This is a genomic window from Pseudomonas sp. D8002, from assembly GCF_013385695.1.
GTDB lineage: Bacteria > Pseudomonadota > Gammaproteobacteria > Pseudomonadales > Pseudomonadaceae > Aquipseudomonas.
In genome coordinates this window covers 51479-75459 of record NZ_JACAPM010000049.1, presented here as the reverse complement: position 1 = coordinate 75459, position 23981 = coordinate 51479, and the positions used below count along the sequence as shown (strand labels likewise).

Annotated in this window: 23 protein-coding genes; 15 read left to right on the top strand and 8 right to left on the bottom strand. The window is 61.4% G+C overall.

Annotated elements, in window-relative coordinates; genetic code table 11:
- Positions 1-12: 12 nt before the first annotated feature.
- The 5 genes from HX807_RS26355 to HX807_RS26335 all read right to left on the bottom strand — a co-directional run bounded on the left by HX807_RS26355 (position 13) and on the right by HX807_RS26335 (position 4249).
- On the bottom strand, positions 13-1035 hold the full coding sequence (locus tag HX807_RS26355) for an SIS domain-containing protein (RefSeq protein WP_177051569.1): 1023 nt from the start codon (positions 1033-1035) through the stop codon (positions 13-15).
- Complete coding sequence (nagA, locus tag HX807_RS26350) at positions 1016-2122, bottom strand: N-acetylglucosamine-6-phosphate deacetylase (RefSeq protein ID WP_087695120.1); 1107 nt, start codon at positions 2120-2122, stop codon at positions 1016-1018. The genes HX807_RS26355 and nagA overlap by 20 nt, the downstream gene beginning before the upstream one ends.
- A gap of 10 nt (positions 2123-2132) precedes the next feature.
- The gene (locus HX807_RS26345) at positions 2133-2891 is read right to left on the bottom strand and encodes a GntR family transcriptional regulator (RefSeq protein WP_003209609.1); all 759 of its coding nucleotides are present in this window, start codon (positions 2889-2891) and stop codon (positions 2133-2135) included.
- A 263-nt stretch (positions 2892-3154) separates the two neighbouring features.
- Entirely contained in the window at positions 3155-3658 is a 504-nt protein-coding gene (locus tag HX807_RS26340) for a murein L,D-transpeptidase family protein (protein ID WP_003209608.1), read from the bottom strand.
- A gap of 42 nt (positions 3659-3700) precedes the next feature.
- The gene (locus HX807_RS26335; RefSeq protein WP_003209606.1) at positions 3701-4249 is read right to left on the bottom strand and encodes an NUDIX hydrolase; all 549 of its coding nucleotides are present in this window, start codon (positions 4247-4249) and stop codon (positions 3701-3703) included.
- A gap of 146 nt (positions 4250-4395) precedes the next feature.
- Between HX807_RS26335 and HX807_RS26330 the strand changes: the two genes are divergently transcribed.
- From HX807_RS26330 to purT, 5 genes are all read left to right on the top strand, one after another.
- Complete coding sequence (locus HX807_RS26330) at positions 4396-4998, top strand: CoA pyrophosphatase (protein ID WP_003209605.1); 603 nt, start codon at positions 4396-4398, stop codon at positions 4996-4998.
- A 39-nt stretch (positions 4999-5037) separates the two neighbouring features.
- Entirely contained in the window at positions 5038-5562 is a 525-nt protein-coding gene (locus HX807_RS26325; RefSeq protein ID WP_008438249.1) for a gamma carbonic anhydrase family protein, read from the top strand.
- A complete protein-coding gene (locus tag HX807_RS26320; protein ID WP_087695119.1) occupies positions 5559-5774 on the top strand; it encodes a DUF1289 domain-containing protein in 216 nt (71 codons plus the stop codon). The genes HX807_RS26325 and HX807_RS26320 overlap by 4 nt, the downstream gene beginning before the upstream one ends.
- A gap of 164 nt (positions 5775-5938) precedes the next feature.
- A complete protein-coding gene (locus tag HX807_RS26315; protein ID WP_003209599.1) occupies positions 5939-6406 on the top strand; it encodes a hypothetical protein in 468 nt (155 codons plus the stop codon).
- Positions 6407-6475: 69 nt separating this feature from the next.
- On the top strand, positions 6476-7657 hold the full coding sequence (gene purT / locus HX807_RS26310; protein ID WP_023659130.1) for a formate-dependent phosphoribosylglycinamide formyltransferase: 1182 nt from the start codon (positions 6476-6478) through the stop codon (positions 7655-7657).
- Positions 7658-7783: 126 nt separating this feature from the next.
- On the opposite strand, the gene HX807_RS26305 is transcribed toward purT, so the two are convergent.
- From HX807_RS26305 to HX807_RS26295, 3 genes are all read right to left on the bottom strand, one after another.
- On the bottom strand, positions 7784-9094 hold the full coding sequence (locus HX807_RS26305) for an MFS transporter (protein WP_177051567.1): 1311 nt from the start codon (positions 9092-9094) through the stop codon (positions 7784-7786).
- 221 nt (positions 9095-9315) lie between these two features.
- Positions 9316-10554: a transporter associated domain-containing protein gene (locus HX807_RS26300; RefSeq protein ID WP_177051565.1), complete on the bottom strand. Its 1239-nt coding sequence runs from the start codon at positions 10552-10554 to the stop codon at positions 9316-9318.
- 12 nt (positions 10555-10566) lie between these two features.
- Positions 10567-11379 carry an inner membrane protein YpjD gene (locus HX807_RS26295; RefSeq protein ID WP_010176828.1) on the bottom strand — a complete coding sequence of 271 codons (813 nt, stop codon included), beginning with the start codon at positions 11377-11379 and terminating at the stop codon, positions 10567-10569.
- Between the two features lie 234 nt (positions 11380-11613).
- On the opposite strand from HX807_RS26295, the gene ffh reads away from it, so the two are divergent.
- The 10 genes from ffh to HX807_RS26245 all read left to right on the top strand — a co-directional run bounded on the left by ffh (position 11614) and on the right by HX807_RS26245 (position 23928).
- A complete protein-coding gene (ffh, locus tag HX807_RS26290) occupies positions 11614-12990 on the top strand; it encodes a signal recognition particle protein (RefSeq protein ID WP_003209589.1) in 1377 nt (458 codons plus the stop codon).
- A gap of 250 nt (positions 12991-13240) precedes the next feature.
- Positions 13241-13492, top strand: coding sequence for a 30S ribosomal protein S16 (gene rpsP / locus HX807_RS26285; protein ID WP_003209587.1), 252 nt, complete (start codon positions 13241-13243; stop codon positions 13490-13492).
- A 5-nt stretch (positions 13493-13497) separates the two neighbouring features.
- The gene (gene rimM, locus HX807_RS26280) at positions 13498-14034 is read left to right on the top strand and encodes a ribosome maturation factor RimM (protein WP_003175898.1); all 537 of its coding nucleotides are present in this window, start codon (positions 13498-13500) and stop codon (positions 14032-14034) included.
- 43 nt (positions 14035-14077) lie between these two features.
- Entirely contained in the window at positions 14078-14788 is a 711-nt protein-coding gene (gene trmD, locus HX807_RS26275; RefSeq protein WP_236260845.1) for a tRNA (guanosine(37)-N1)-methyltransferase TrmD, read from the top strand.
- A 45-nt stretch (positions 14789-14833) separates the two neighbouring features.
- Positions 14834-15184 (top strand): 50S ribosomal protein L19, encoded by a 351-nt coding sequence (rplS, locus tag HX807_RS26270; RefSeq protein WP_003175895.1) that lies wholly within the window; start codon positions 14834-14836, stop codon positions 15182-15184.
- Between the two features lie 362 nt (positions 15185-15546).
- The gene (gene xerD / locus HX807_RS26265; RefSeq protein WP_003209584.1) at positions 15547-16443 is read left to right on the top strand and encodes a site-specific tyrosine recombinase XerD; all 897 of its coding nucleotides are present in this window, start codon (positions 15547-15549) and stop codon (positions 16441-16443) included.
- Positions 16444-16597: 154 nt separating this feature from the next.
- Complete coding sequence (dsbC, locus tag HX807_RS26260; RefSeq protein WP_003209582.1) at positions 16598-17329, top strand: bifunctional protein-disulfide isomerase/oxidoreductase DsbC; 732 nt, start codon at positions 16598-16600, stop codon at positions 17327-17329.
- Positions 17330-17455: 126 nt separating this feature from the next.
- Positions 17456-18760 (top strand): homoserine dehydrogenase, encoded by a 1305-nt coding sequence (locus HX807_RS26255; RefSeq protein WP_003209580.1) that lies wholly within the window; start codon positions 17456-17458, stop codon positions 18758-18760.
- A gap of 67 nt (positions 18761-18827) precedes the next feature.
- Complete coding sequence (gene thrC, locus HX807_RS26250; RefSeq protein ID WP_003209579.1) at positions 18828-20237, top strand: threonine synthase; 1410 nt, start codon at positions 18828-18830, stop codon at positions 20235-20237.
- A 109-nt stretch (positions 20238-20346) separates the two neighbouring features.
- Positions 20347-23928, top strand: coding sequence for a transporter substrate-binding domain-containing protein (locus HX807_RS26245; RefSeq protein ID WP_177051555.1), 3582 nt, complete (start codon positions 20347-20349; stop codon positions 23926-23928).
- Positions 23929-23981 lie beyond the last annotated feature (53 nt).

Genomic DNA, 23981 nt, shown 5'->3' with positions numbered 1-23981 from the left:
GCTGCAATCAACTCAGTGGGTGCGGGTCACTTTGCTCAAGTGACGCGGTTGGTCCGGGTCCATGCCCCGGGCCTCTGCCAAACCGGCGGCCATCACGTAGAAACTCTGGATCGCCAGGATCGGGTCCAGGGCCGGGTGTTCGGCGCGGCTCAGAGTCAGGTCGCGCTCGGCGATGTCATCGGGAGCGGCCAGCAGCACGCGGGCACCGCGCTGGCGCATATCTGCGGCCAGGCTCAGCAGGCCGGCTTGTTCGGCGCCGCGTGGGGCGAAGACCAGCAGCGGGTAGTTGTCATCGATCAGGGCCATCGGGCCATGGCGTACTTCGGCGCTGCTGAAGGCTTCGGCCTGGATCGCCGAGGTTTCCTTGAGCTTGAGCGCGGCTTCCTGGGCAATGGCAAAACCGGCGCCACGGCCGATCACCATCAGTTGCTGGCAGCCGCGCAGGGCATCGATGGCCACGCTCCAGTCTTGCCTGGCGGCTTCACGCAAGCCTTCGGGCAATGCCTTACAGGCTTGCAGCAACTCGTCTTCCTGATTCCAGTGGCCGATCAGCTGGGCGCTGGCGCTCAGGGTCGCGATAAAGCTTTTGGTGGCGGCGACGCTGCGTTCCGGCCCGGCGCACAGCGGCACATGGAATTCGCAGGCGGCTTCCAGTGGCGAGTCTTCGGCGTTGACCATCGAGATGCTCAAGGCACCGCGCTTGCGCAACAGGCGCAGGCTGTTGACCAGGTCCGGGCTCTGTCCCGACTGGGAGAAACCGAACGCCACTTGCCCGCTGACCTTGAGCGGCGATTGCAGCATGGTCACCACCGACATCGGCAGCGACGCCACCGGAATCCCCAGGTGTTGCATGGTCAGGTAGGCGAAGTAACTGGCGGCGTGGTCCGAGCTGCCACGGGCGATGGTCATCGCCACTTGCGGTGGCTGGCGACGCAGGCGGCCGGCGACTTCCACCAGCAGCGGGTCCAGGCGTTGCAGTTGAGCCTCGACGGCCTCACAGGAGGCCAGGGCCTCTTCAAGCATTTTTGAAGTCAATGGTTTCTCCTTCGACCATTACGTCGGTGAGGTGCAGGGAGCGGTCCAGGCGCACGCAGTCGGCAAAGCTGCCGGGTTGCAGGCGACCGCGTTCTTCGAGGCCCAGGTAGTCCGCAGGAAATTGCGACAGGCGTTGTGAGGCTTCGCTGATCGGCAGGCCGATCTTCACCAGGTTGCGCAGCGCCTGGTCCATGGTCAGGGTGCTGCCGGCCAGCGTTCCATCGGCCAGGCGGACGCCGCCCAGGCACTTGGTCACGGTGTGGCTGCCCAGCTTGTATTCGCCGTCGGGCATGCCGGCGGCGGCGGTGGAATCGGTGACGCAATACAGGCACGGGATCGAGCGCAGCGCCACGCGCATGGCACCGGGGTGCACGTGCAGCAGGTCGGGAATCAACTCGGCGTATTTGGCGTGGGCCAGGGCCGCGCCGACGATGCCGGGCTCGCGGTGATGCAGCGGGCTCATGGCGTTGTACAAGTGGGTAAAGCTGGTGGCCCCGGCGGCGAGGGCGGCGACGCCTTCTTCGTAGCTGCCCAGGGTGTGGCCGATCTGCATGCGCACGCCACGTTCGCTGAGGGCGCGGATCAGGCCGTCATGGCCGGCGATTTCCGGAGCAATGGTGATCACCCGGATCGGCGCCAGGCGCAGGTATTCTTCGACTTCGGCCATCAAGGCGGTGTGGGCGAAGTTCGGTTGTGCGCCGAGTTTTCCCGGATTGATGTAGGGGCCTTCCAGGTGCACGCCCAGGACGCGAGCGGTGCCGGTCGGGCGGCTTTCGCAATAGGTGCCGATTTCGCCGAGCACGCGGGAAATCTCATCCACTGGCGCGGTCATGGTGGTGGCCAGCAGCGAGGTGGTGCCAAACCGCACGTGGGTGCGGGTGATGGTGTGGAAGGCGTCGGTGCCTTCCATGATGTCTTTGCCGCCACCGCCGTGCACGTGCAGGTCGATAAAGCCTGGCAGCAGGTACGGCAGGTCGTTGTCAGCCGGGTTGCACGGGCTGCCTTCTACAGCAGTGACCTTGCCGTGCTGGTGCACCAGGCGGCCGCGAATCCAGCCGTGTGGCGTGAGGATATTGTCTTCGGACATGGGCAGTTCTCTAAATTCGCAGTTCAGCGGAATAGTCGTGGCGGCGCAGTTCTGCGACGAAGTCGTAGTAGTCGTTGCGGCAGTAGGTGTCGGTGATTTCAATCGGGGTGTTGTCGGCGGTGTAGCCCACCCGGGTCATCAGCAGCATGGCGGTGCCGGGGGCGATGCCCACCAGGGCTGCGAACTCGTCCGAGGCGTTGATCGCCTGGATGTGTTGCAGGGCGCGCACGATGGGTTTGCCGATGCTTTCCAGGTATTCGTAGAGCGAGTTGCCGATGGCCTGCGGGTGGGGCAGGACGGAGGCGGGCATGGCGGTCATTTCAATCGCCATCACCGTGTCGTCGGCCTTACGCAAACGCTTGAGCCGCGCGACCTTGTCGCTCGGCGACAGGCCCAGGCGGATCAGCTCTTCATGGGTCGGCGGGGTGATGTCGCGCTCCAGCCACTGGGACGTCGGTACAAACCCCTTGAGCCGGAGCATTTCGCTGAAGCCCGAGAGGCGCGACAGCGGTTGTTCCAGGCGTGGCGTGATGAAGGTTCCGGAGCCTTGGCTGCGACGGATCAGGCCTTGTTCGAACAGCACTTCCAGCGCTTTGCGGGCGGTCACCCGGGAAATGCTCAGTTGCTCGCTGAGGGCACGTTCCGACGGCAATGCCTGCTCGGATTTCCACTGGCCGGCATGAATCGCGGCTTCGAGGTTGCGGGCCAGTTGCAGGTACAGCGGCGTCGATTGTTTATCGTCGGGGCGCAGGGCCAGGATGGGGTTCATCGTGTCGGTTTCCGATGCGGTTATTGGAGTGTTGTCGCCCGGTAATGATCGCAAGCTAATACCACTTAAATACCATGTCAATGCAGCGAAAACAGTGCAGGCGAGCGTTTGCGGGCGCCTTAATAGTGCGCCAGTTCAAGTGGTATTAGAGAGGTCTTTATTTCAGGCAGAAGCGCGCAGCTTGCCGAGGTGAACTGGTATTCACCGGCAGGCCACCCATGGGGCGGGAATTTTTTTTGAATTATTTTACGAGGGGCAGGAAATTACGGACGAATCTCGATCATCGTGCCGTCTTTCACCAGGTTCCAGACTTCGCGCATGTCGACATTGCGCATGCCGATGCAGCCGTCGGTCCAGTCCAGGGTGTGGAACAGCTCTTCGGGGTAGTCCTCGGCGTCGGGGGTGCCGTGGATCATGATCATGCTGCCGGGCTTGACCCCTTCGCGGCGGGCGCGCGCGGAATCGCTGATATTGGGGTAGGAGATGTGCATGGCCAGGTTGAAGCGGTCGCTGGTCTTGCGCCAGTCGATCCAGTAGAAACCTTCCGGGGTGCGGCGGTCGCCTTCCATCAGCTTGGTGCCCTTGGGGTTCTTGCCCAGGGAAATGCGGTAGGTCCTGAGGGGCTTGCCGTCATTGATCAGTTGCAACTGATGGGCAGACTTGAGCACCAGGATTTTCTCGACGGGTTTGCCCCCCAGGATCACTTGGGTGGAGGCTGGCGACAGCGTGGCAAACGACAGGCAGATCAGAGCAAGCAACCAACGCATTGAAACGGTATCCCCTGAAAAGACTACGTGCCGCCTGGATTGTTATTTGGCCAACTGGGTCAGCGGCGGCACCGATTCGCTGCGCACCGGATACGACTGTTGCCGGCGGTCAGCAAAAAAGCATTCTAAGGTACGCCCGACCGTGCGGAAAGCCAGCTCGGACCAAGGGATGTCGGCTTCATCGAATAAGCGCACTTCAAGGCTTTCGGGGCCGGCGGCAAAATCCAGGTCGATCAGTTCGGCCCGGTAGAAGATGTGCACCTGGCTGATGTGCGGCACGTCGATCAGGGTGTAGATGCTCAGGTTGCGCACCCGGGCGCAGGCTTCTTCCAGGGTTTCGCGCATCGCGGCCTGCTCGACGGTCTCGCCGTTCTCCATGAAGCCGGCGGGCAAGGTCCAGAAACCCAGGCGCGGCTCGATGGCGCGCCGGCACAGCAGCACCTGGTCGCCCCACACCGGTACGGTGCCCGCGACGATATTGGGGTTCTGGTAGTGAATGGTCTGACAGTGATCGCAGACATAACGCAGGCGTGCGTCGCCTTCGGGAATGCGCTGGGTGACCGGTTTACCGCACTGGCTGCAGAAGTTCATGCTGGGGTTCCTGGAGAGTGCGCCTATCTTGGCGTGACCGGGTATGGGCTGCAAGTTGTCGTTTAGCGACATGGCCAGGGTTTTGGGGTTGGGCGTGCGCAAGGTTTGGTGCATGATGCAAGGTAGCCAACAGACCGAGATGACTCATGCTGGACGAGCTACTTCGCCGGGTAAGCAATCATACGCCCCACACGCTGGAGACCGACGGTCGTTTCCCGGAAGCGGCGGTACTGGTGCCGATCACCCGCAGTGACGAACCCGAGCTGATCCTGACCTTGCGCGCCAGCGGGTTATCCACCCATGGCGGCGAAGTGGCGTTCCCTGGCGGGCGCCGCGACCCTGAAGATCCCGACCTGATATTCACCGCGCTGCGCGAAGCCGAAGAAGAAATCGGCCTGCCGCCGGGCCTGGTGGAAGTCATCGGCCCGTTGAGCCCGCTGATTTCCCTGCACGGTATCCGTGTCACGCCTTATGTAGGCGTTATCCCCGATTACGTCGAATACCTGGCCAATGACGCCGAGATCGCCGCTGTTTTCAGCGTGCCCCTGGAGTTTTTTCGCCAGGACCCGCGCGAACACACCCACCGTATCGATTACCAGGGCCGCAGTTGGTATGTGCCCAGTTATCGGTTTGGCGAATACAAGATCTGGGGCCTGACGGCGATCATGATCGTCGAGCTGATCAATCTGCTCTATGACGATGCCGACATTAGCCTGCATCGACCGCCGAAAAGCTTCATCAATACCTAAGAGCCAGATGGCCATCGTTCCTGCCGTGAGGATCCACCTATGAAATACCGCCTGGGCGACGCCCGAGTCGAAACCCATCCCAACAGCTGGGTGGCCCCCAATGCCACGCTGGTGGGCAAGGTCAAGCTGGAGGAGGGCGCCAACGTCTGGTTCAACGCGGTGTTGCGCGGCGACAACGAGCTGATCCTGATCGGCAAGAACAGCAACGTGCAGGACGGCAGCGTGATGCACACCGACATGGGTTACCCGCTGACCCTTGGCACTGGCGTGACCATCGGCCATAACGCCATGTTGCATGGCTGCACCGTCGACGATTACAGCCTGATTGGCATCAATGCGGTGATTCTTAACGGGGCGAAGATCGGCAAGCACTGCATCATCGGCGCCAATTCGCTGATCGGCGAGGGCAAGGAAATTCCCGATGGTTCGTTGGTGATGGGCTCGCCGGGCAAGGTGGTGCGGGAACTGACCGACGTGCAGAAGAAAATGCTCGAGGCCAGCGCTGCGCACTATGTGCATAACGCCCAGCGGTATGCCCGTGATCTGGTTGAGCAGGAAGAATGAACCCGGTAGAACGACCCGTCGCCTCGCCGTGCGTGAGCATTTGTGCGCTGGATGACGATGATATCTGCACGGGATGCCAGCGCACGGTGGATGAAATCACCCGCTGGAGTCGCATGGACAACGCCGAGCGCCGGGTAGTGCTGGGGTTGTGCCATGAGCGGGCGAAGGCGAGTGGGCTGGTGTGGATGATTCCGGGGAAGTCCGGCGCCTGATAGACCGCTTTCGCGAGCAAGCCCGCTCCCACATTTGATTGCGTTTATCTTGGAGGAATGCGTTCAAAATGTGGGAGCGGGCTTGCTCGCGAAAGGGCCTGCCCAGACGACATATTTCCAAATGTGAAGTACCCTGTGCCCCTTGTTCACAGGTCCCTCGCCCCATGTTCTTCCTGATTGCCTACATCAGCAGCGTCGTGCTGATCAACTTCGCCTTTTCTACCGCTCCGCACCTGGATGTGATCTGGTCTGCCTGGGGCGGCCTGGTATTTGTCCTGCGGGACATGGTGCAAACCCGTTTCGGCCATGGCGCGATCATCGCCATGCTGGCGGCGCTGGTGCTGTCCTATATCACCTCCGATCCGTCCATCGCCCTGGCCAGCGCCACGGCGTTCGCGGTGTCCGAATGCATTGACTGGCTGGTGTTCAGCATCACCAAGCGCCCACTCCACGACCGCCTGTGGATAAGTTCGGCGCTGAGTATCCCCCTCGATACCTTCATCTTTTTCGGCCTGATCGGCGCCTTGACGCCCGCGGTCGCCGGCACTGCCCTGGTGTCGAAATTCGCCGGCGTTACCGTGGTGTGGCTGGCCATGGCCTGGCGTTTGCGCCGGCAGCGCGTCGCCAACTGAAGCCAATCTTTACAGTTCATGTAAAATGCCGGCCTTTCTCCCCACGATCCGCTCCCCTGAGGACCTGAGATGACCCGAATCGGAACTCCATTGTCGCCAACCGCGACCCGCGTAATGCTGTGTGGCTGCGGTGAGCTGGGCAAGGAAGTGGTAATCGAACTGCAACGCCTGGGCGTTGAAGTGATTGCCGTGGATCGCTACGCCAACGCGCCGGCCATGCAGGTTGCCCACCGCAGCCACGTGATCAACATGCTCGACGGTGCCGCGCTGCGTGCCGTGATCGAAGCCGAAAAGCCGCACTTCATCGTGCCGGAAATCGAAGCGATTGCCACCGCCACCCTCGTTGAGCTGGAAGCCGAAGGCTTCACCGTGATCCCGACCGCCCGCGCGACGTTGCTGACCATGAACCGCGAAGGCATCCGTCGCCTGGCCGCCGAAGAGCTGGACCTGCCGACCTCGCCGTACCACTTCGCCGACACCTTCGAGGACTACAGCAAGGCCGTCACCGACCTGGGCTTCCCGTGTGTGGTCAAGCCGGTGATGAGTTCGTCGGGCAAGGGCCAGAGCCTGCTGCGCAGCGCCGATGACGTGCAGAAAGCCTGGGATTACGCCCAGGAAGGCGGGCGTGCCGGCAAGGGCCGCGTGATCATCGAAGGCTTTATCGACTTCGACTACGAAATCACCCTGCTGACCGTGCGCCACATTGGCGGCACTACCTTCTGTGCGCCTGTCGGTCACCGTCAGGAGAAGGGTGACTATCAGGAATCCTGGCAGCCACAGGCCATGAGCCCGATTGCACTGGCGGAATCCGAGCGCGTTGCCAAGGCGGTAACCGAAGCGTTGGGTGGTCGTGGTCTGTTTGGCGTCGAGCTGTTTATCAAAGGCGATCAGGTGTGGTTCAGCGAAGTGTCGCCGCGCCCCCATGACACTGGCCTGGTGACCCTGATTTCCCAGGACTTGTCGCAGTTCGCCCTGCATGCGCGGGCAATTCTCGGCCTGCCGATCCCGTTGATCCGTCAGTTCGGGCCTTCGGCTTCGGCAGTGATCCTGGTGGAAGGCAAGTCGACCCAGACGGCGTTTTCCAACCTGGGTGCAGCCTTGAGCGAGCCGGATACGGCGTTGCGTCTGTTCGGCAAGCCGGAAGTGAATGGCCAGCGCCGTATGGGCGTGGCGTTGGCGCGGGATGAGTCGATTGAGGCAGCGCGGGCTAAAGCCACTCGTGCTTCGAAAGCTGTTGTTGTAGAGCTGTAACCCCCCGCCGATCGTTCCCACGCTCCGCGTGGGAATGCCGCGCTGGACGCTCCGCGTCCGCTCTTAAGGGCGTGACGCAGAGCGTCACCGGATGCATTCCCACGCAGAGCGTGGGAATGATCATCATCAGGCGACCTTGTTCAAATCGTTATTGCGCGTCTCTTTCAGGCACAACACAGCAATCAAGCTGATCACCGCTGCCGCCGACACATACCCGCCGACATAACTCAAACCGCCCATCGCCACCAGCTTGGTCGCGAAGAACGGTGCCGCCGACGCACCCACGATCCCACCCAGGTTATACGCCGCCGAAGCACCGGTATAACGCACGCGGGTCGGGAACAGTTCCGGCAACATCGCGCCCATCGGGGCAAACGTCACGCCCATCAGGAACAGCTCCAGCGCCAGGAACAGTGCCACGGCCCAGGTTGAACCGTGGGTCAGCAACGGTTCCATGGTGAAGCCGGAGAGGATGGTCAGAATCGCCCCCACAATCAGCACCGGCTTACGCCCGTAACGGTCGCTGGCCCACGCCGCCAGCGGCGTCGCCGCGCCCATGAACAGCACCGCGAAGCACAACAGCCCGAGGAAGGTTTCACGGCTGTAACCCAGCGTAGACACGCCGTAGCTCAGGGAAAACGCGGTGGTGATATAGAACAGCGCATAACACACCACCATCGAGGCCGCACCCAGCAGGACCGGCAGCCAATGCTGGCTGAACAGTTCCACCAGCGGCACCTTCACCGGCGCTTCCTTGGCCACGGCGTTCGCGAACACCGGCGTTTCATGCAGTTTGAGCCGCGCATACAGCCCCACCATTACCAGCGCCGCGCTGAGAATGAACGGAATGCGCCAGCCCCAGCTGCGGAACTGTTCGTCGCTCAGGCTCATGGCCAGGATCAGGAACAGCCCGTTGGCCGCCAGAAAGCCAATCGACGGGCCCAACTGCGGGAACATGCCGAACCAGGCGCGTTTGCCCTTCGGGGCGTTCTCGGTGGCCAGCAACGCCGCGCCGCCCCATTCGCCGCCAAGCCCGAGGCCCTGGCCGAAGCGCAGTACGCAGAGCAGGATCGGTGCCCAGGCGCCGATCCTGTCATATCCGGGCAGCAAGCCGATCAGCGTGGTGCACACGCCCATCAGCAGCAGGGAAGCCACCAGTGTCGACTTGCGGCCAATCCGGTCACCAAAGTGGCCGAACAGCGCCGAGCCCAGTGGCCGCGCGATAAACGCGATACCGAAGGTCAGGAACGAGGCGAGCATCTGCGCCGTGCCGGAGGTTTGCGGGAAGAACACCGGGCCGATCACCAGCGCGGCGGCAGTTGCGTAGATATAGAAGTCGTAGAACTCGATGGCGGTGCCGATGATGCTCGCGGTGGCGACCCGGGCCGTCGAGTTGGTCGGGGCGGCGGTCGCCGTCTCGTTATAGGTGGTGCTCATTGAGGTATCCCTGACGGTCATTGCGCGTTTGGACGCGGATTATTATTGGTCGAACACCCATGGATCAGGGTTGTGCGCGGGGCGGCTCGGGATGGGAGCAAACACCGGTCAGACACGGTAAAACGCTGCCTGGACGCGCTCAGTGCGGGTAGCACGCGGTCGGGCGGGGCTTGGGTAAGCCGCCCGATTATAGGAAGGGGTTTGCGGATCCAACAAGGGGCTTAAGCGGCGACCGGCACCGTGCTGGTGTGCCAGATCAGCACCTTGGCGACGCGGTTGTCCTCGGTCTCGAGGATTTCCAGGCGATAGCGGCCGATTTTCAGGCACACGGCGCAATCCGGAATGGTCTCCAGTGCTTCGGTCACCAGGCCGTTGAGGGTCTTGGGGCCGTCGCTGGGCAGGTGCCAGCCGAGGGTTTTGTTCAAGTCGCGGATCGAGGCGGCGCCGTCGATCACGTAGCGGCCATCCAGTTGGGGCTGGATGTGCGGGTTGTCGAGGTGGTGCTCGTTTTCGAACTCACCGACGATTTCTTCAAGAATGTCTTCCAGGGTCACAATGCCCAGCACTTCGCCGTACTCATCCACCACCATGCCCAGGCGGCGCTGTTGCTTGTGAAAATTCAGCAGTTGCAGTTGCAGCGGCGTGCTTTCCGGAACGAAGTAGGGCTCGTGGCAGGCCTCCAGCAGCGCTTCCTTGGTCAGGCTGGCGTCCGGCAGCAGGTGGCGGATCTGCCGCGTGTTGAGCACCGCCTCGACCTGGTTGATGTCGCTGTGGAACACCGGCAGCCGGGTTCGGGTGGAAACCCGCAGTTGCTCGATGATTTCCTCTACCGGGTCATCCAGGTTGATGCCGTCCACTTCGCTGCGGGGCACCAGGATGTCGTTGACGGTGATGTTGTCCAGGGCGTGGATGCCCGGCATGCCCGGCGCGCGGGTGTTGGGGATTTCGGCTTCCGGCTCGTCGTCCTGGTCCGGCTGCGGCTCGTCGCTCTTCTTGACCAGCCCGGGCTTGCGGGTGAACGGGCGCAGTAGCAACAGGCTGACACCGTTGAGCAGCCAGGCCAGCGGATAAAGGATTTTCAGCGGCACGCTCAGCAAGGTATTGCCGAAGCCAAGGATGGTTTGCGGGTGGCGAGTGGCCAGGGCACGCGGCAGATAGTCGGCCAGCACCAGCAGCACTGCGCTGGAGATCACCCAGCCGAGCCACGGGCCGTTTTGCGCCCAGGCGTAGATCGCCAGCAGGGTGCAGAGAATCACCACCACGGCGCGGCACAGGGTGTTGCAGAGGATCAGGCTGTTGCGCGGAAAGTTCAGGCGGGCGGCGGCTTTGTCACCCTGGCGGGTGCCGGGGCGCAGGGCCAGCAAATGTTGCTGGGCGGCTTCGATGGCGGTAAACAGCGCCGACCATAAAACCAGCAAGGCTACTACCGCAAGCATCGGCCCCAAGGGCAAGTTGTCCATGTCGGCTGCCCGTCAGATATGCAGGATGTATTCGCGAACCAGCTTGCTGCCGAAATAGGCCAGCATCAGCAGGCAGAAACCGGCCAGGGTCCAGCGGATCGCCTTGTGCCCGCGCCAGCCGAGACGGTTGCGGCCCCACAGCAGCACGCTGAACACCACCCAGGCCAGGCACGCCAGCAGGGTTTTATGCACAAGGTGCTGGGCAAACAGGTTCTCGACGAACAGCCAGCCGGAGATCAGCGACAGCGACAGCAGCGTCCAGCCGGCCCAGAGGAAGCCGAACAGCAGGCTTTCCATGGTTTGCAGTGGCGGGAAGTTCTTGATCAGCCCCGACGGGTGCTTGTGCTTGAGCTGGTGGTCTTGCAACAGCAGCAGCAAGGCCTGGAACACCGCGATGGTGAACATGCCGTAGGCGAGGATCGACAGCAGGATGTGGGCGAGGATGCCCGGCTCTTCATCAATGACCTGCACGGTGCCGGTCGGTGTGAATTGCGCCAGCAGCACCGTCAGCATCCCGAGCGGGAACAACAGCACCAGCAGGTTCTCCACCGGGATCCGGTAGCAGGCCATCAGGGTCAGCGCGATCACCGCGGCGGCAATCAGGCTGGCAGCGCTGAAGAAATCCAGGCCCAGGCCGACCGGCGTCATCAAGTGCGTGAACAGGCTGGCGGCGTGAGCCAGCAGGGCGAGGACGCCAAGGCCTACCAGCAGGCGTTTGTCGGCCTTGGCGCCTTGGGCCAGACGAGTGCCCTGATAGAGGGTCGCAGCGGCATACAAGATGGCGGCGGCGAGGCTGGGTAGCAAACTGGGTGACAAAGGGAGCATAAATCCTGTTAAGCAGGCCCGAAAGGCGCTGAGTTTGGCATACACCTGCGTAACACGAAAGACTCTCAGGCCAGACAGCGGGTGTGCATGGCGACAGTCTTCGCTATAATCCGCGACCTGCCCACGCCGCAGGCTCGCCGAGCGCTGTTTTTAATAGCGATTTACCACAGCCTGGGCCGCCATTACCTCGGTCTAACAATGCATTTCGATGAATAGGGCCTGAAAGGATCGCGCATGTTTGAAAATCTGACTGACCGTCTCTCGCAGACGCTGCGCCATGTTACCGGCAAGGCCAAGCTGACCGAGGACAATATTAAAGACACCCTGCGTGAAGTGCGCATGGCGTTGCTGGAAGCCGACGTCGCCTTGCCGGTGGTGAAGGACTTCGTCAACTCGGTCAAAGAGCGCGCGGTCGGCACCGAAGTGTCCCGCAGCCTGACGCCGGGCCAGGCCTTTGTGAAGATCGTCCAGGCCGAACTCGAAAGCCTGATGGGCGCGGCCAACGAAGATTTGAACCTCAGCGCCGTGCCGCCAGCCGTTGTGCTGATGGCTGGCCTGCAAGGTGCGGGTAAAACCACCACCGCCGGCAAACTGGCGCGCTTCCTTAAAGAGCGCAAGAAGAAGTCGGTGATGGTGGTGTCTGCCGACGTTTACCGCCCGGCGGCCATTAAACAGCTGGAAATGCTCGCGGGCGAAGTGGGCGTGACCTTCTTCCCGTCCGACCTGAGCCAGAAGCCGGTCGATATCGCCCAGGCGGCTATTAAAGAAGCCAAGCTGAAATTCATCGACGTGGTCATCGTCGATACCGCCGGTCGCCTGCACATCGACGAAGAGATGATGGGCGAGATCAAGGCGCTGCATGCCGCGATCAACCCGGTAGAAACCCTGTTCGTGGTCGATGCCATGACCGGCCAGGATGCGGCCAATACCGCCAAGGCCTTTGGTGATGCGCTGCCGCTGACCGGTGTGATCCTGACCAAGGTCGACGGCGATGCCCGTGGCGGTGCCGCCTTGTCGGTACGCGCCATTACCGGCAAGCCGATCAAGTTCATCGGTATGGGCGAGAAGAGCGAAGCGCTCGAGCCGTTCCACCCTGAGCGGATCGCCTCGCGTATCCTCGGCATGGGCGACGTGCTCAGCCTGATCGAGCAAGCGGAAGCGACCCTCGACAAGGACAAGGCCGACAAGCTGGCTAAAAAGCTGAAGAAGGGCAAGGGCTTCGACCTCGAAGACTTCCGTGACCAGCTGCAACAGATGAAGAACATGGGCGGCCTCGGCGGCCTGATGGACAAGCTGCCGAACATCGGCGGCGTGAACCTGGCGCAAATGGGCAATGCCCAGGGCGCGGCAGAGAAGCAATTCAAGCAGATGGAAGCCATCATCAATTCCATGACCCCGGCCGAGCGCCGCGACCCTGAGCTGATCAGCGGTTCGCGCAAACGTCGGATCGCCATGGGTTCCGGCACCCAGGTGCAGGATATCGGTCGCTTGATCAAGCAGCACAAGCAGATGCAGAAGATGATGAAGAAATTCTCCGCAAAAGGCGGGATGGCCAAGATGATGCGCGGCATGGGCGGTATGTTGCCCGGCGGCGGCATGCCGAAAATGTAAAGAATTCGAGCAGAAGTTCGCTTCTGCTCCGACCCGCAGGGATGCGGGATCTCCAGCAAACCCGCCATTGGCGGGAGCTGACTTGCCGTTTTAACCGACGGCTCTATAGCAGATCTGAATGGCACGCTGATAGGCGCCAGAAAAAGACATTTGCAAAAGTCCGGATATTCCTTAGAATATGCGGCCTTTCGGGCACCTATGCCCGCTGTGCATTTAGATTTGCAGCACCGACTACAGGAACGATGTTCACATGCTAACAATCCGTCTTGCCCTTGGCGGCTCCAAAAAGCGCCCGTTTTACCACTTGACCGTAACTGACAGCCGCAACCCACGTGACGGCTCTCACAAGGAACAAGTTGGCTTCTTCAACCCGATCGCTCGTGGTCAAGAAGTCCGTCTGTCCGTGAACCAAGAGCGCGTAGCCTACTGGCTGAGCGTTGGTGCACAACCTTCTGAGCGCGTTGCTCAGTTGTTGAAGGATGCATCTAAGGCTGCGGCCTGAGCAATATGAACGCGACGCCAGCGGTAGCTGATGATTTGATCGTTATCGGCAAGATTTATTCTGTTCATGGCGTTCGCGGCGAAGTGAAGGTGTATTCCTTTACTGATCCGACTGAAAACCTGTTGCAGTACAAGACCTGGACGCTCAAGCGCGAAGGTAGTGTGAAACAGGTAGAGCTGGTCAGTGGACGCGGGAGCGACAAGTTCCTGGTCGCAAAGCTCAAGGGTCTTGATGATCGTGAAGAAGCTCGTCTTCTGGCCGGTTATGAGATCTGCGTGCCGCGCAACCTGTTCCCTGAATTGACCGACGGCGAGTACTACTGGTACCAGCTGGAAGGTCTGAAGGTTATTGATCAACTCGGGCAATTGCTCGGGAAAATCGATCATCTTCTGGAAACCGGCGCCAATGATGTAATGGTGGTCAAGCCTTGCGCTGGCAGCCTGGATGATCGCGAACGCCTGTTGCCCTATACCGAGCAATGCGTGTTGGCCGTCGACCTGGCAGCGGGCGAGATGAAGGTGGAATGGGACGCGGACTTCTAACGTGGCTAACCTGCGCGTTGAAGTGATCAGTTTGTTTCCCGAGATGTTTTCCGCCATCAGCGAGTACGGCATCACCAGTCGGGCGGTGAAACAGGGGCTCTTGCAGCTCACCTGTTGGAACCCGCGAGACTACACGACGGATCGACATCACACTGTGGACGATCGCCCATTTGGCGGTGGCCCGGGCATGGTGATGAAGATCAAGCCCCTGGAAGATGCGTTGGTTCAGGCCAAGGCAGCCGCCGGGGAGAAGGCGAAGGTAATTTACCTGTCCCCTCAAGGCCGTCAGCTGAATCAGTCGGCGGTACGCGAGTTGGCGAATCTGGAAGCATTAATCCTGATTGCCGGTCGCTATGAAGGCATTGACGAGCGTTTTATTGATGCTCATGTCGATGAAGAGTGGTCGATTGGGGACTATGTCCTGTCTGGCGGCGAGCTGCCGGCGATGGTCCTGATAGATGCGGTTACACGACTGCTGCCTGGAGCTTTAGGGCATGCGGACTCCGCGGAGGAAGATTCCTTCACGGATGGTTTGCTGGATTGCCCGCACTACACCCGACCGGAGGTGTATGCGGATCAGCGTGTTCCCGACGTATTGCTAAGTGGCAATCACGCACACATCCGGCGTTGGCGTTTACAGCAGTCCCTCGGGCGGACCTATGAACGACGCGCCGATCTTCTGGAAAGCCGCTCGCTTTCTGGAGAAGAGAAGAAGCTGCTCGAGGAATACATCCTCGGGCGGGACGATAGTTAACAACGTATCGATGGTAGGTCCGACGACTTACCTTAGGAGCACAGCATGACTAACAAAATCATCCTTGCACTCGAAGCAGAGCAGATGACCAAAGAGATCCCTACCTTTGCCCCGGGCGACACCATTGTCGTTCAGGTGAAAGTGAAGGAAGGCGACCGTTCGCGTCTGCAAGCGTTCGAAGGCGTGGTAATTGCCAAGCGTAACCGTGGTGTGAACAGTGCTTTCACTGTTCGTAAAATCTCCAACGGTGTTGGCGTAGAGCGTACTTTCCAGACCTACAGCCCGCAAATCGACAGCATGGCCGTTAAACGTCGCGGTGACGTACGTAAAGCCAAGCTGTACTACCTGCGTGACCTGTCCGGTAAAGCAGCTCGCATCAAGGAAAAACTGGCTTAAGTCCAGCTTCCCGATGCAGAAAAAAGCAGCCTACGGGCTGCTTTTTTGTTGCCTGAAATTTGTCCATTTCCCCGGTATCTATTCATGACTCCCCGCCTCGAAGAAATTCAGCGTCGTACTGACCTTAAAGCCGTTTTCCGCTTTTGTGGCGAGGGAGCTTGCTCCCGTTGGGCTGCGCAGCGGCCCTGAAACCGGCAATAGAAGTCTCTCTGTTGGACCTCAATGGTCAATCAGGGCCGCTTCGCGCCCCAGCGGGAGCAAGCTCCCTTGCCACAGATTATTTGCCCGCTTTCATTGATGTGTAGCGGCCCGTGCTGCGATAGGATCTACCCGACATCGCCATTTTCCCTGCTTGAGCCCTCATGTCCGCCATCGACCACCCCCAGATAGACCGCTTCCTCGACGCCCTCTGGCTGGAAAAAGGCCTGTCGGACAACACCCGCCAGGCTTACCGCAGCGACCTCGCGTTGTTCAATGGCTGGCTGCAGGAGAAAAACCTCGAGCTGCTCGACGCCGGTCGCGAGCTGATTCTCGACCACCTGGCCTGGCGCCTGGAGCAAAACTACAAGCCTCGCTCTACTGCGCGTTTTCTCTCAGGCGTGCGTGGCTTCTATCGCTACCTGCTGCGGGAAAAGCTGATCGCTGTCGACCCAACCCTGCAAATCGACATGCCGCAGCTGGGCCGGCCACTGCCCAAATCCCTGTCGGAAGCCGACGTCGAAGCCCTGCTCGCAGCCCCCGACCTGAGCGAAGCCATCGGCCAGCGCGACCGTGCCATGCTGGAAGTGCTGTATGCCTGCGGCCTGCGCGTCACCGAGCTGATCAGCCTGACCCTGGAACAGGTCAACCTGCGCCAGGGTGTATTGCGCGTAATGGGCAAGGGCAGCAAGGAGCGCCTGGTGCCCATGGGTGAAGAGGCGATCGTGTGGATCGAACGCTACATGCGCGACGCCCGAGCCGAGTTGCTCAACGGTCGGCCCAGCGATGTGCTGTTTCCCAGCCAGCGCGGCGAACAGATGACCCGCCAGACCTTCTGGCATCGCATCAAGCACCAGGCCAAGGTTGCCGGCATCGGCAAGTCGCTGTCGCCCCACACCCTGCGTCACGCGTTCGCCACGCATTTGCTCAACCACGGCGCGGATTTGCGCGTGGTTCAAATGCTCCTGGGCCACAGCGACTTATCCACCACCCAGATCTACACCCATGTGGCGCGGGCACGTTTGCAGGAGATGCACGCCAAGCACCATCCCCGTGGATGAAAAATACTTCGGAAAAAGCCCAATTTCCCCGCGACTGGCTGCCCTGCGGCCCAACTGTGGTAGGCTTTGCCGGTTCGCAAAGGGGACGGCCCAAACCCGTGTTTGAAGATCGGTGTTCCTGCTCCCGTCCCTGCATCTGCCTTCAGGAGTTCCCATGCGCTTGACCCAGATTTTTGCCATCGCAGCCATTGCGTTGGTCTCAACCTTTGCCGTCGCCGACGACGCCGCAGAGAAGACAATCCGCAAGAGCCTGGAAGCCCTCCAGCTCGACACACCGATTGAAAGCATCAACGCCAGCCCGATGGCCGGCCTGTACGAAGTCAAGCTCAAGGGCAGCCGCGTGCTGTACGCCAGTGCCGATGGCCAGTACATCGTCCAGGGCTACCTGTTCCAGCTCAAAGACGGCAAGCCGGTGAACCTCACCGAGAAAGCCGAGCGCCTGGGCGTGTCCAAGCTGATCAACGGTATTCCGGTGGCTGAAACCGTGGTTTACCCGGCCATCGGCGAAACCAAGACCCACATCACCGTGTTCACCGACACCACCTGCCCGTACTGCCACAAGCTGCATGCCGAAGTGCCTGAGCTGAACAAGCTCGGCGTTGAAGTGCGCTACGTGGCGTTCCCGCGCCAGGGCCTGGGTTCGCCGGGTGACGAGCAGTTGCAAGCCGTCTGGTGTTCGGCCGACAAGAAAGCGGCCATGGACAAGATGGTCGATGGCAAGGAAATCAAGGCCGCCAAGTGCGCCAACCCGGTTTCCAAGCAGTTCGCCCTCGGCCAGTCGATTGGTGTGAACGGTACGCCGGCCATCGTTTTGGCTGACGGCCAGGTGATTCCGGGCTACCAGCCTGCGCCGCAAGTTGCCAAACTGGCACTGAACGCAAAGTAAGCATTATCGTCGAGCCTTGACGATCATGATCCGCCGACAGTTCGGCGGGTCATTAATAGAGAGCCGCAGTTGTGCGGCTGTTTTCACGGCCGACCTTGAGTCGGCCGTTTCATGGGGAGTTCTTCAGTGAAACCGGTCAAAGTAGGCATCTGTGGGTTAGGGACCGTCGGTGGCGGCACCTTCAACGTACTTCAGCGTAACGCTGAAGAAATTTCCCGCCGTGCAGGGCGTGGGATTGAAGTGGCACAAATTGCCACGCGTACGCCAAAGCCTCAGTTCCAAACGACCGGTATTGCGATTACCAACGATGTCTTCGAAGTCGCCACCAACCCTGAAATCGATATCGTCATCGAGCTGGTAGGCGGCTACACCGTGGCCCGCGAGCTGGTGCTCAAGGCCATCGAAAACGGCAAGCATGTGGTCACTGCCAACAAGGCGCTGATTGCCGTGCACGGTAACGAAATCTTCGCCAAGGCCCGCGAGAAGGGCGTGATCGTGGCGTTCGAAGCCGCCGTGGCCGGTGGCATCCCGGTGATCAAGGCGATCCGTGAAGGCCTGTCCGCCAACCGTATCAACTGGGTGGCCGGCATCATCAACGGCACCGGTAACTTCATCCTCACCGAAATGCGCGAGAAGGGCCGTACCTTCGAAGACGTGCTGGCCGAAGCCCAGGCCCTGGGTTACGCCGAAGCCGATCCGACCTTCGACGTGGAAGGCATCGACGCTGCCCACAAGCTGACCATCCTGGCGTCCATCGCCTTTGGTATCCCGCTGCAGTTCGACAAGGCCTACACCGAAGGCATCACCAAGCTGACCACCGCCGACGTGAACTACGCCGAAGCCCTGGGCTACCGCATCAAGCACCTCGGTGTGGCGCGCAGCACCCCGGCCGGTATCGAGCTGCGTGTGCACCCGACACTGATCCCGGCCGACCGCCTGATCGCCAACGTCAATGGCGTGATGAACGCCGTGATGGTCAACGGTGACGCTGCCGGTTCCACCCTGTTCTACGGCGCCGGCGCCGGCATGGAGCCGACCGCTTCGTCTGTGATCGCCGACCTGGTGGACGTGGTGCGTGCCATGACCAGCGACCCGGAAAACCGCGTACCGCACCTGGCCTTCCAGCCGGACTCGCTGTCGGCCCACCCGATCCTGCCGATCGAAGCCTGCGAAAGTGCCTACTACCTGCGCATCCAGGCCAAGGATCATCCGGGCGTGCTCGCTCAGGTGGCCAGCATCCTGTCGGAGCGCGGCATCAACATTGAATCGATTATGCAGAAGGAAGTCGAAGAACAAGACGGCCTGGTGCCCATGATCCTGCTGACTCACCGTGTGCTGGAGCAGCACATCAACGACGCCATCGCCGCGCTTGAAGCGTTGCAGGGCGTGGTTGGGCCGGTGGTGCGGATTCGCGTCGAACACCTGAACTAATCGTTTTGCGGCAAGGGCCCCACGCGTTCGGCGGCCCTTGTTCAAGCATGCTCTAGAGGAGCCAGTCATGCGTTATATCAGCACCCGCGGCCAGGCACCGGCCCTGAATTTCGAAGACGTTCTGCTGGCCGGTCTGGCCACTGACGGCGGCCTGTACGTGCCGGAAAACCTGCCACGCTTCACCCAGGAAGAAATCGCTTCGTGGGCCGGCCTGCCGTACCACGAGCTGGCGTTCCGGGTCATGCGCCCGTTCGTCACCGGCAGCATCCCGGATGCGGATTTCAAGAAGATCCTGGAAGAAACCTACGGCGTGTTTTCCCACAGCGCCATCGCCCCGTTGCGTCAACTGAACGGCAACGAATGGGTCCTGGAGCTGTTCCACGGCCCAACCCTGGCGTTCAAGGATTTCGCCCTGCAACTGCTGGGTCGCCTGCTGGACTACGTGCTGGAAAAACGCGGTGAGCGCGTGGTGATCATCGGCGCTACTTCCGGTGATACCGGCTCGGCGGCGATCGAAGGCTGCAAGCACTGCGAAAACGTCGACATCTTCATCCTGCACCCGCACAACCGCGTGTCGGAAGTGCAGCGTCGGCAGATGACCACGATCTTCGGCGAGAACATCCACAACATCGCCATCGAAGGCAACTTCGATGACTGCCAGGAAATGGTCAAGGCCAGCTTCGCCGACCAGAGCTTCCTCAAGGGCACGCGCCTGGTGGCGGTGAACTCGATCAACTGGGCGCGGATCATGGCCCAGATCGTCTACTACTTCCATGCTTCCCTGCAGTTGGGCGGCCCGGCGCGTTCGGTGTCGTTCTCGGTGCCAACCGGCAACTTCGGCGACATCTTCGCCGGTTACCTGGCACGCAACATGGGCCTGCCGATCAACCAGCTGATCGTCGCCACCAACCGCAACGACATCCTGCACCGCTTCATGAGCGGCAACCAGTACGTCAAGGAAACCCTGCACGCCACACTGTCGCCGTCGATGGACATCATGGTCTCGTCGAACTTCGAACGCCTGCTGTTCGACATGCACGGTCGCAACGGTGCTGCGCTGGCCGGCCTGATGGACAGCTTCAAGCAAGGTGGCGGTTTCAGCGTCGAGCAGGAGCGCTGGACCGAAACCCGCAAGCTGTTCGACTCCCTGGCGGTGGACGACGCAGAAACCTGCGAGACCATCGCCGAAGTCTACGCCCAGACCGGCGAGCTGCTGGACCCGCACACCGCCATTGGCGTCAAGGCCGCGCGCGAATGCCGCCGCAGCCTGGACATCCCGATGGTGATTCTCGGCACCGCGCACCCGGTCAAATTCCCGGAAGCGGTAGAGAAGGCCGGGGTTGGCAAGGCGCTGGAATTGCCGCCGCACCTCACCGACCTGTTTGAGCGTGAAGAGCGTTGCACGGTATTGGCCAATGACCTGAAAGCGGTACAGGCGTTTGTCAGCCAGCATGGCAATCGCGGCAAGCCACTCTGATCCAACGGCTTTGCGTGGTGGATCAAGCCCGTCTTCGTGACGGGCTTTTTCATTCTGGCGAGCCATACTTGCGCGGCGACCAACAAGAATAATCAAGGAAACCCAACCGGTGTATTTATCGACCCGAGCACACGCGTGGCTGGCATGTGTGCTGCTGCTTGGCCATGGTTCGGCAAGCCTCGCGGCTGTCAGCCTGCCGTTCAAGCTGGTGCCGGCGTTCATTGCCCTGGAGCCCATGCCCCTGACGGCCAGCGAGCAGCAATGGCTGGCGGCCCATCGGCCACTGAGAGTGGGCATTTCGATTGATGACTATCAGCCGATCGATATCACCCGCGACCGCAATCGCTACCAGGGCATCAGCGCCGATTACCTGAGCCTGATCGGCGCGCGTCTGCATGCACCGATGCAAGTCCTGGGTTTTGCCGAGCGGGCGCAGGCGGTGGAGGCCCTGCGGAGCGGCGCCATCGATATTCTCACCAGTGCCAACGGTTACGAGCGTGATGTGTCGGGGTTGCGCTTTACCGAAGACTACATGCCGGACCGCTCGGTGGTGGTCGTGCGCCGGGATGACAGCACCCAGAACGAGGACCTCAAGGACAAGAAGCTGGTGTTGCTGGACGGTTACGCCAACGTCAAGAACGTCCATCAGGCGTATCCCGGCAGCCACATCATGCTGGCACCGAATCTCTACAGTGGCCTCGAAGCGCTGAAGCAAGGTGATGCCGATGCGTTTATCGGCAACGAAGTGATCGTGCGCGCCTATAAATCGCTGCGGCCCTATCTGGGCTTGCAGATCAAGGTGGAAAGCCGGCTGGCGCCCATCGGCTTTGCCTTTGCCACGCGGGAGGCCGACCCGCTGCTGGGGACGCTGATGGACCGGGCGCTGGCGAGTATTGATGAGTCTGTGCGGCGGGAGATCCTTGCGCGCTGGACCACCGGACTGGGGGTGGGCATTGCCGCCGAGCGCATCGCCTTGTCGGCCCCGGAGCGGGCCTGGGTACTTCAGCATCCGCATGTGGTGGTGGCGTCCCAGCAACTGTCTCCCTATGTATTCAAGGACAAGGACGGCCAGTGGGTGGGGCTGAATGTGGACTTGCTCAACCGCATTTCACGCATGACCGGCCTGCAGTTCGTGATGGAGGAAGTGTCTTCCACGGCACAGACCCTGGGGTTGCTGGAAACGGGCAGGGCGGACATGAACACCACCCTGGCCGAAAATCAGGAGCGCAAGGCCTTTCTCGATTTCAGCCATGGGTTCGGGGGCTCAGGCTGGGTGTTTATCCAGCGCGCTGACGCACCGCCAGTGGCCAGTTTGAGCGAGCTTTCAGGCAAGGTGCTGGCGCTGCCGGCACGCCATGTCCTGGAGGGATATATTCGTCGCGAGCACCCCGGGATCAAGCTGCAATCGGTGGATAACTACGTCCAGGCCCGTGAGCTGGTAACGCAGGGTCGCGCGGCGGCGACTATCCAGAGTGAAGTGGAAGTGCAGAGTTACCCGGCCGATGAGTTGCGCATCGGCCGCAGTGTCGAGGGCAAGTGGTCGGCCAACAGCCTGTCGGTGCGCAAGGATCAACCGGAACTGCTGAGCATTTTGAACAAGGCGCTGGAAGCGCTGCCGGTCGCGGAGCTGAGCGCCCTGCGTTTGCGTTGGCTGGGGAGCGTACCCGTCCCGGTGCCGGCCTGGCAGCGTGTGCCGCCATGGGCCTACTGGACGGTCGCCATGGCGCTGCTGTTTGTGCTGGTGTCCCTGGCCTGGAACAGCCGGCTCAAGCGCCAGATTCGCCAGCGCCTCCAGGCCGAGCAGCGGCTCAACGACCAGTTGGCGTTCAAGCGCGCGCTGCTGGACGGCATGCCCAACCCGGTATTTGTGCGTGATCTGGAAGGACGCCTGGTGACCTGCAACACCAGCTATGAACAACAGTTGAACACCCGGCGCGAGCAGATCCAGGGCCTGACGCTGATGGAAAGCGGGCTGATGCCTGACGCTACGGCCGCGCGCCTGCATGCCGGCCACATGGAGCAATTGGCGAGCCAGCAGTCGCTGTTCGTCGACCGGCAGCTGGAGTTCAATGGCGGGGCGTTTCATGTGTATCAGTGGACGGTGCCGTTCTTCGACGCCAAGGGCCAGCTCCAGGGTTTGCTCGGTGGCTGGGTCGATATCAACGAGCGCAAGGTCCTGGAGCTCCAGCTGATGGATGCGCGGCAGGCCGCTGACGAAGCGAACTACGCAAAAAGCGCGTTTCTCTCGACCCTGAGCCACGAGATTCGCACGCCGATGACCGCCATTATCGGTCTGCTCGAGCTGGAGCAGGAGCGTGCCCAGGCTGAAGGCAAGCCAGTGTCTGAAGCCCTGCGAGTGGCCCATCGCTCGGCGCGTGAGTTGATTGCCCTGATGGGTGACAGCCTCGACCTGGCCAAGATTGAAGCCGGTCATCTGCAACTGGCGCCGCAGGCCACTGACTTGAAAGGTTTCTTCGAGGGCATACAGCGCTTGTTCGAACCCATGGCGCAGAAAAAGGGCCTTCACCTGACCCTGGCATTCGACCCGAGCGCGCAAGGGTATTACTGGTTCGACCCGCTGCGCCTGCGTCAGGTTATCCATAACCTGTTGGGCAACGCGCTCAAGTTCACCTCGCGCGGCGAGGTTCGGGTCAGTGTTGTGCGCAAGCTTGACCCGGCGGGGGCCGAATATTTGCACCTGTGTGTGGAGGACAGCGGGCCGGGCATTGGCGTCGAGCAGCAGGCGCGAGTGTTCAAGCCGTTTATCCAGGTCAGCGCGCGGACGGCTGCCGAGCACGGCGGCACGGGACTGGGCTTGAGCATCTGCCAGCAACTGGTGGAATTGATGGGAGGCAGCATCACCCTGAGCAGCGTGGTGGGAGAGGGCACGGTGGTGTGCATCGACCTGTACCTGGATCGGGTCAGCAGTGACGACGTGCCAGCATCTGCCGGTGTACCGCTGCTGGTGGCCGGCCGCAACCTGTCGGTGTTGGTGGTGGATGACCTGCCGGCCAATCGGCTGGTGCTGGTTCAGCAGTTGCAGTTCCTGGGTCATCAAGTAGTGGCCGTCGACTCGGCCGAAGCGGCCTTGCAGCGTTGGCATCATGAGGTGTTTGACGTCATGGTCACCGATTGCAATATGCCGGGCATGTCCGGCTACGCCTTGAGTGAGGCCATCCGCCGGCTTGAAGCCCAGGAGCAACGGCCACGCCTGGCGCTGGTGGGTTGCACGGCGAATGCCCTGGATGATGAACAGCAGCGCTGCCGGGAGGCGGGAATGGATGAACTGCTGGTCAAGCCCGTGACCCTTGAGCACTGGACGCGTGTGCTCGCCCGCGTCGTGCCTGCACGCTCTTTCAGCATCCAGACCCTGCGCACCATGACCCAGGCCGACGGACCGGTTTTGCAGCGGATGCTGCAGGAGCTGGCGAGGAGCCTTGAGCAGGAGCATAACCTGATGGCCTCCGCCATGGCGGACCACGACCAGGTCCGGCTGGCCGCCTCGCTGCACCGCCTGAAGGGCATATGCTGCCTGGTGGATGCGTTGCCGCTGGCCAAGGCCTGTATGGCGCTGGAAGGGTGTATTCGGGAGCAGCGCAACGCTGAGATTGAAATGCATTGGTTAGCGCTGCGCGAAGCATTGATCGAATTCCAGGTCGAGCTTGAGGCTTATCTGGACCCGTCCGAATAAGACATGTCCTATGGGGAAGGCGCGGGGTTTTTATTAGTCTGTGCACCCTCGCT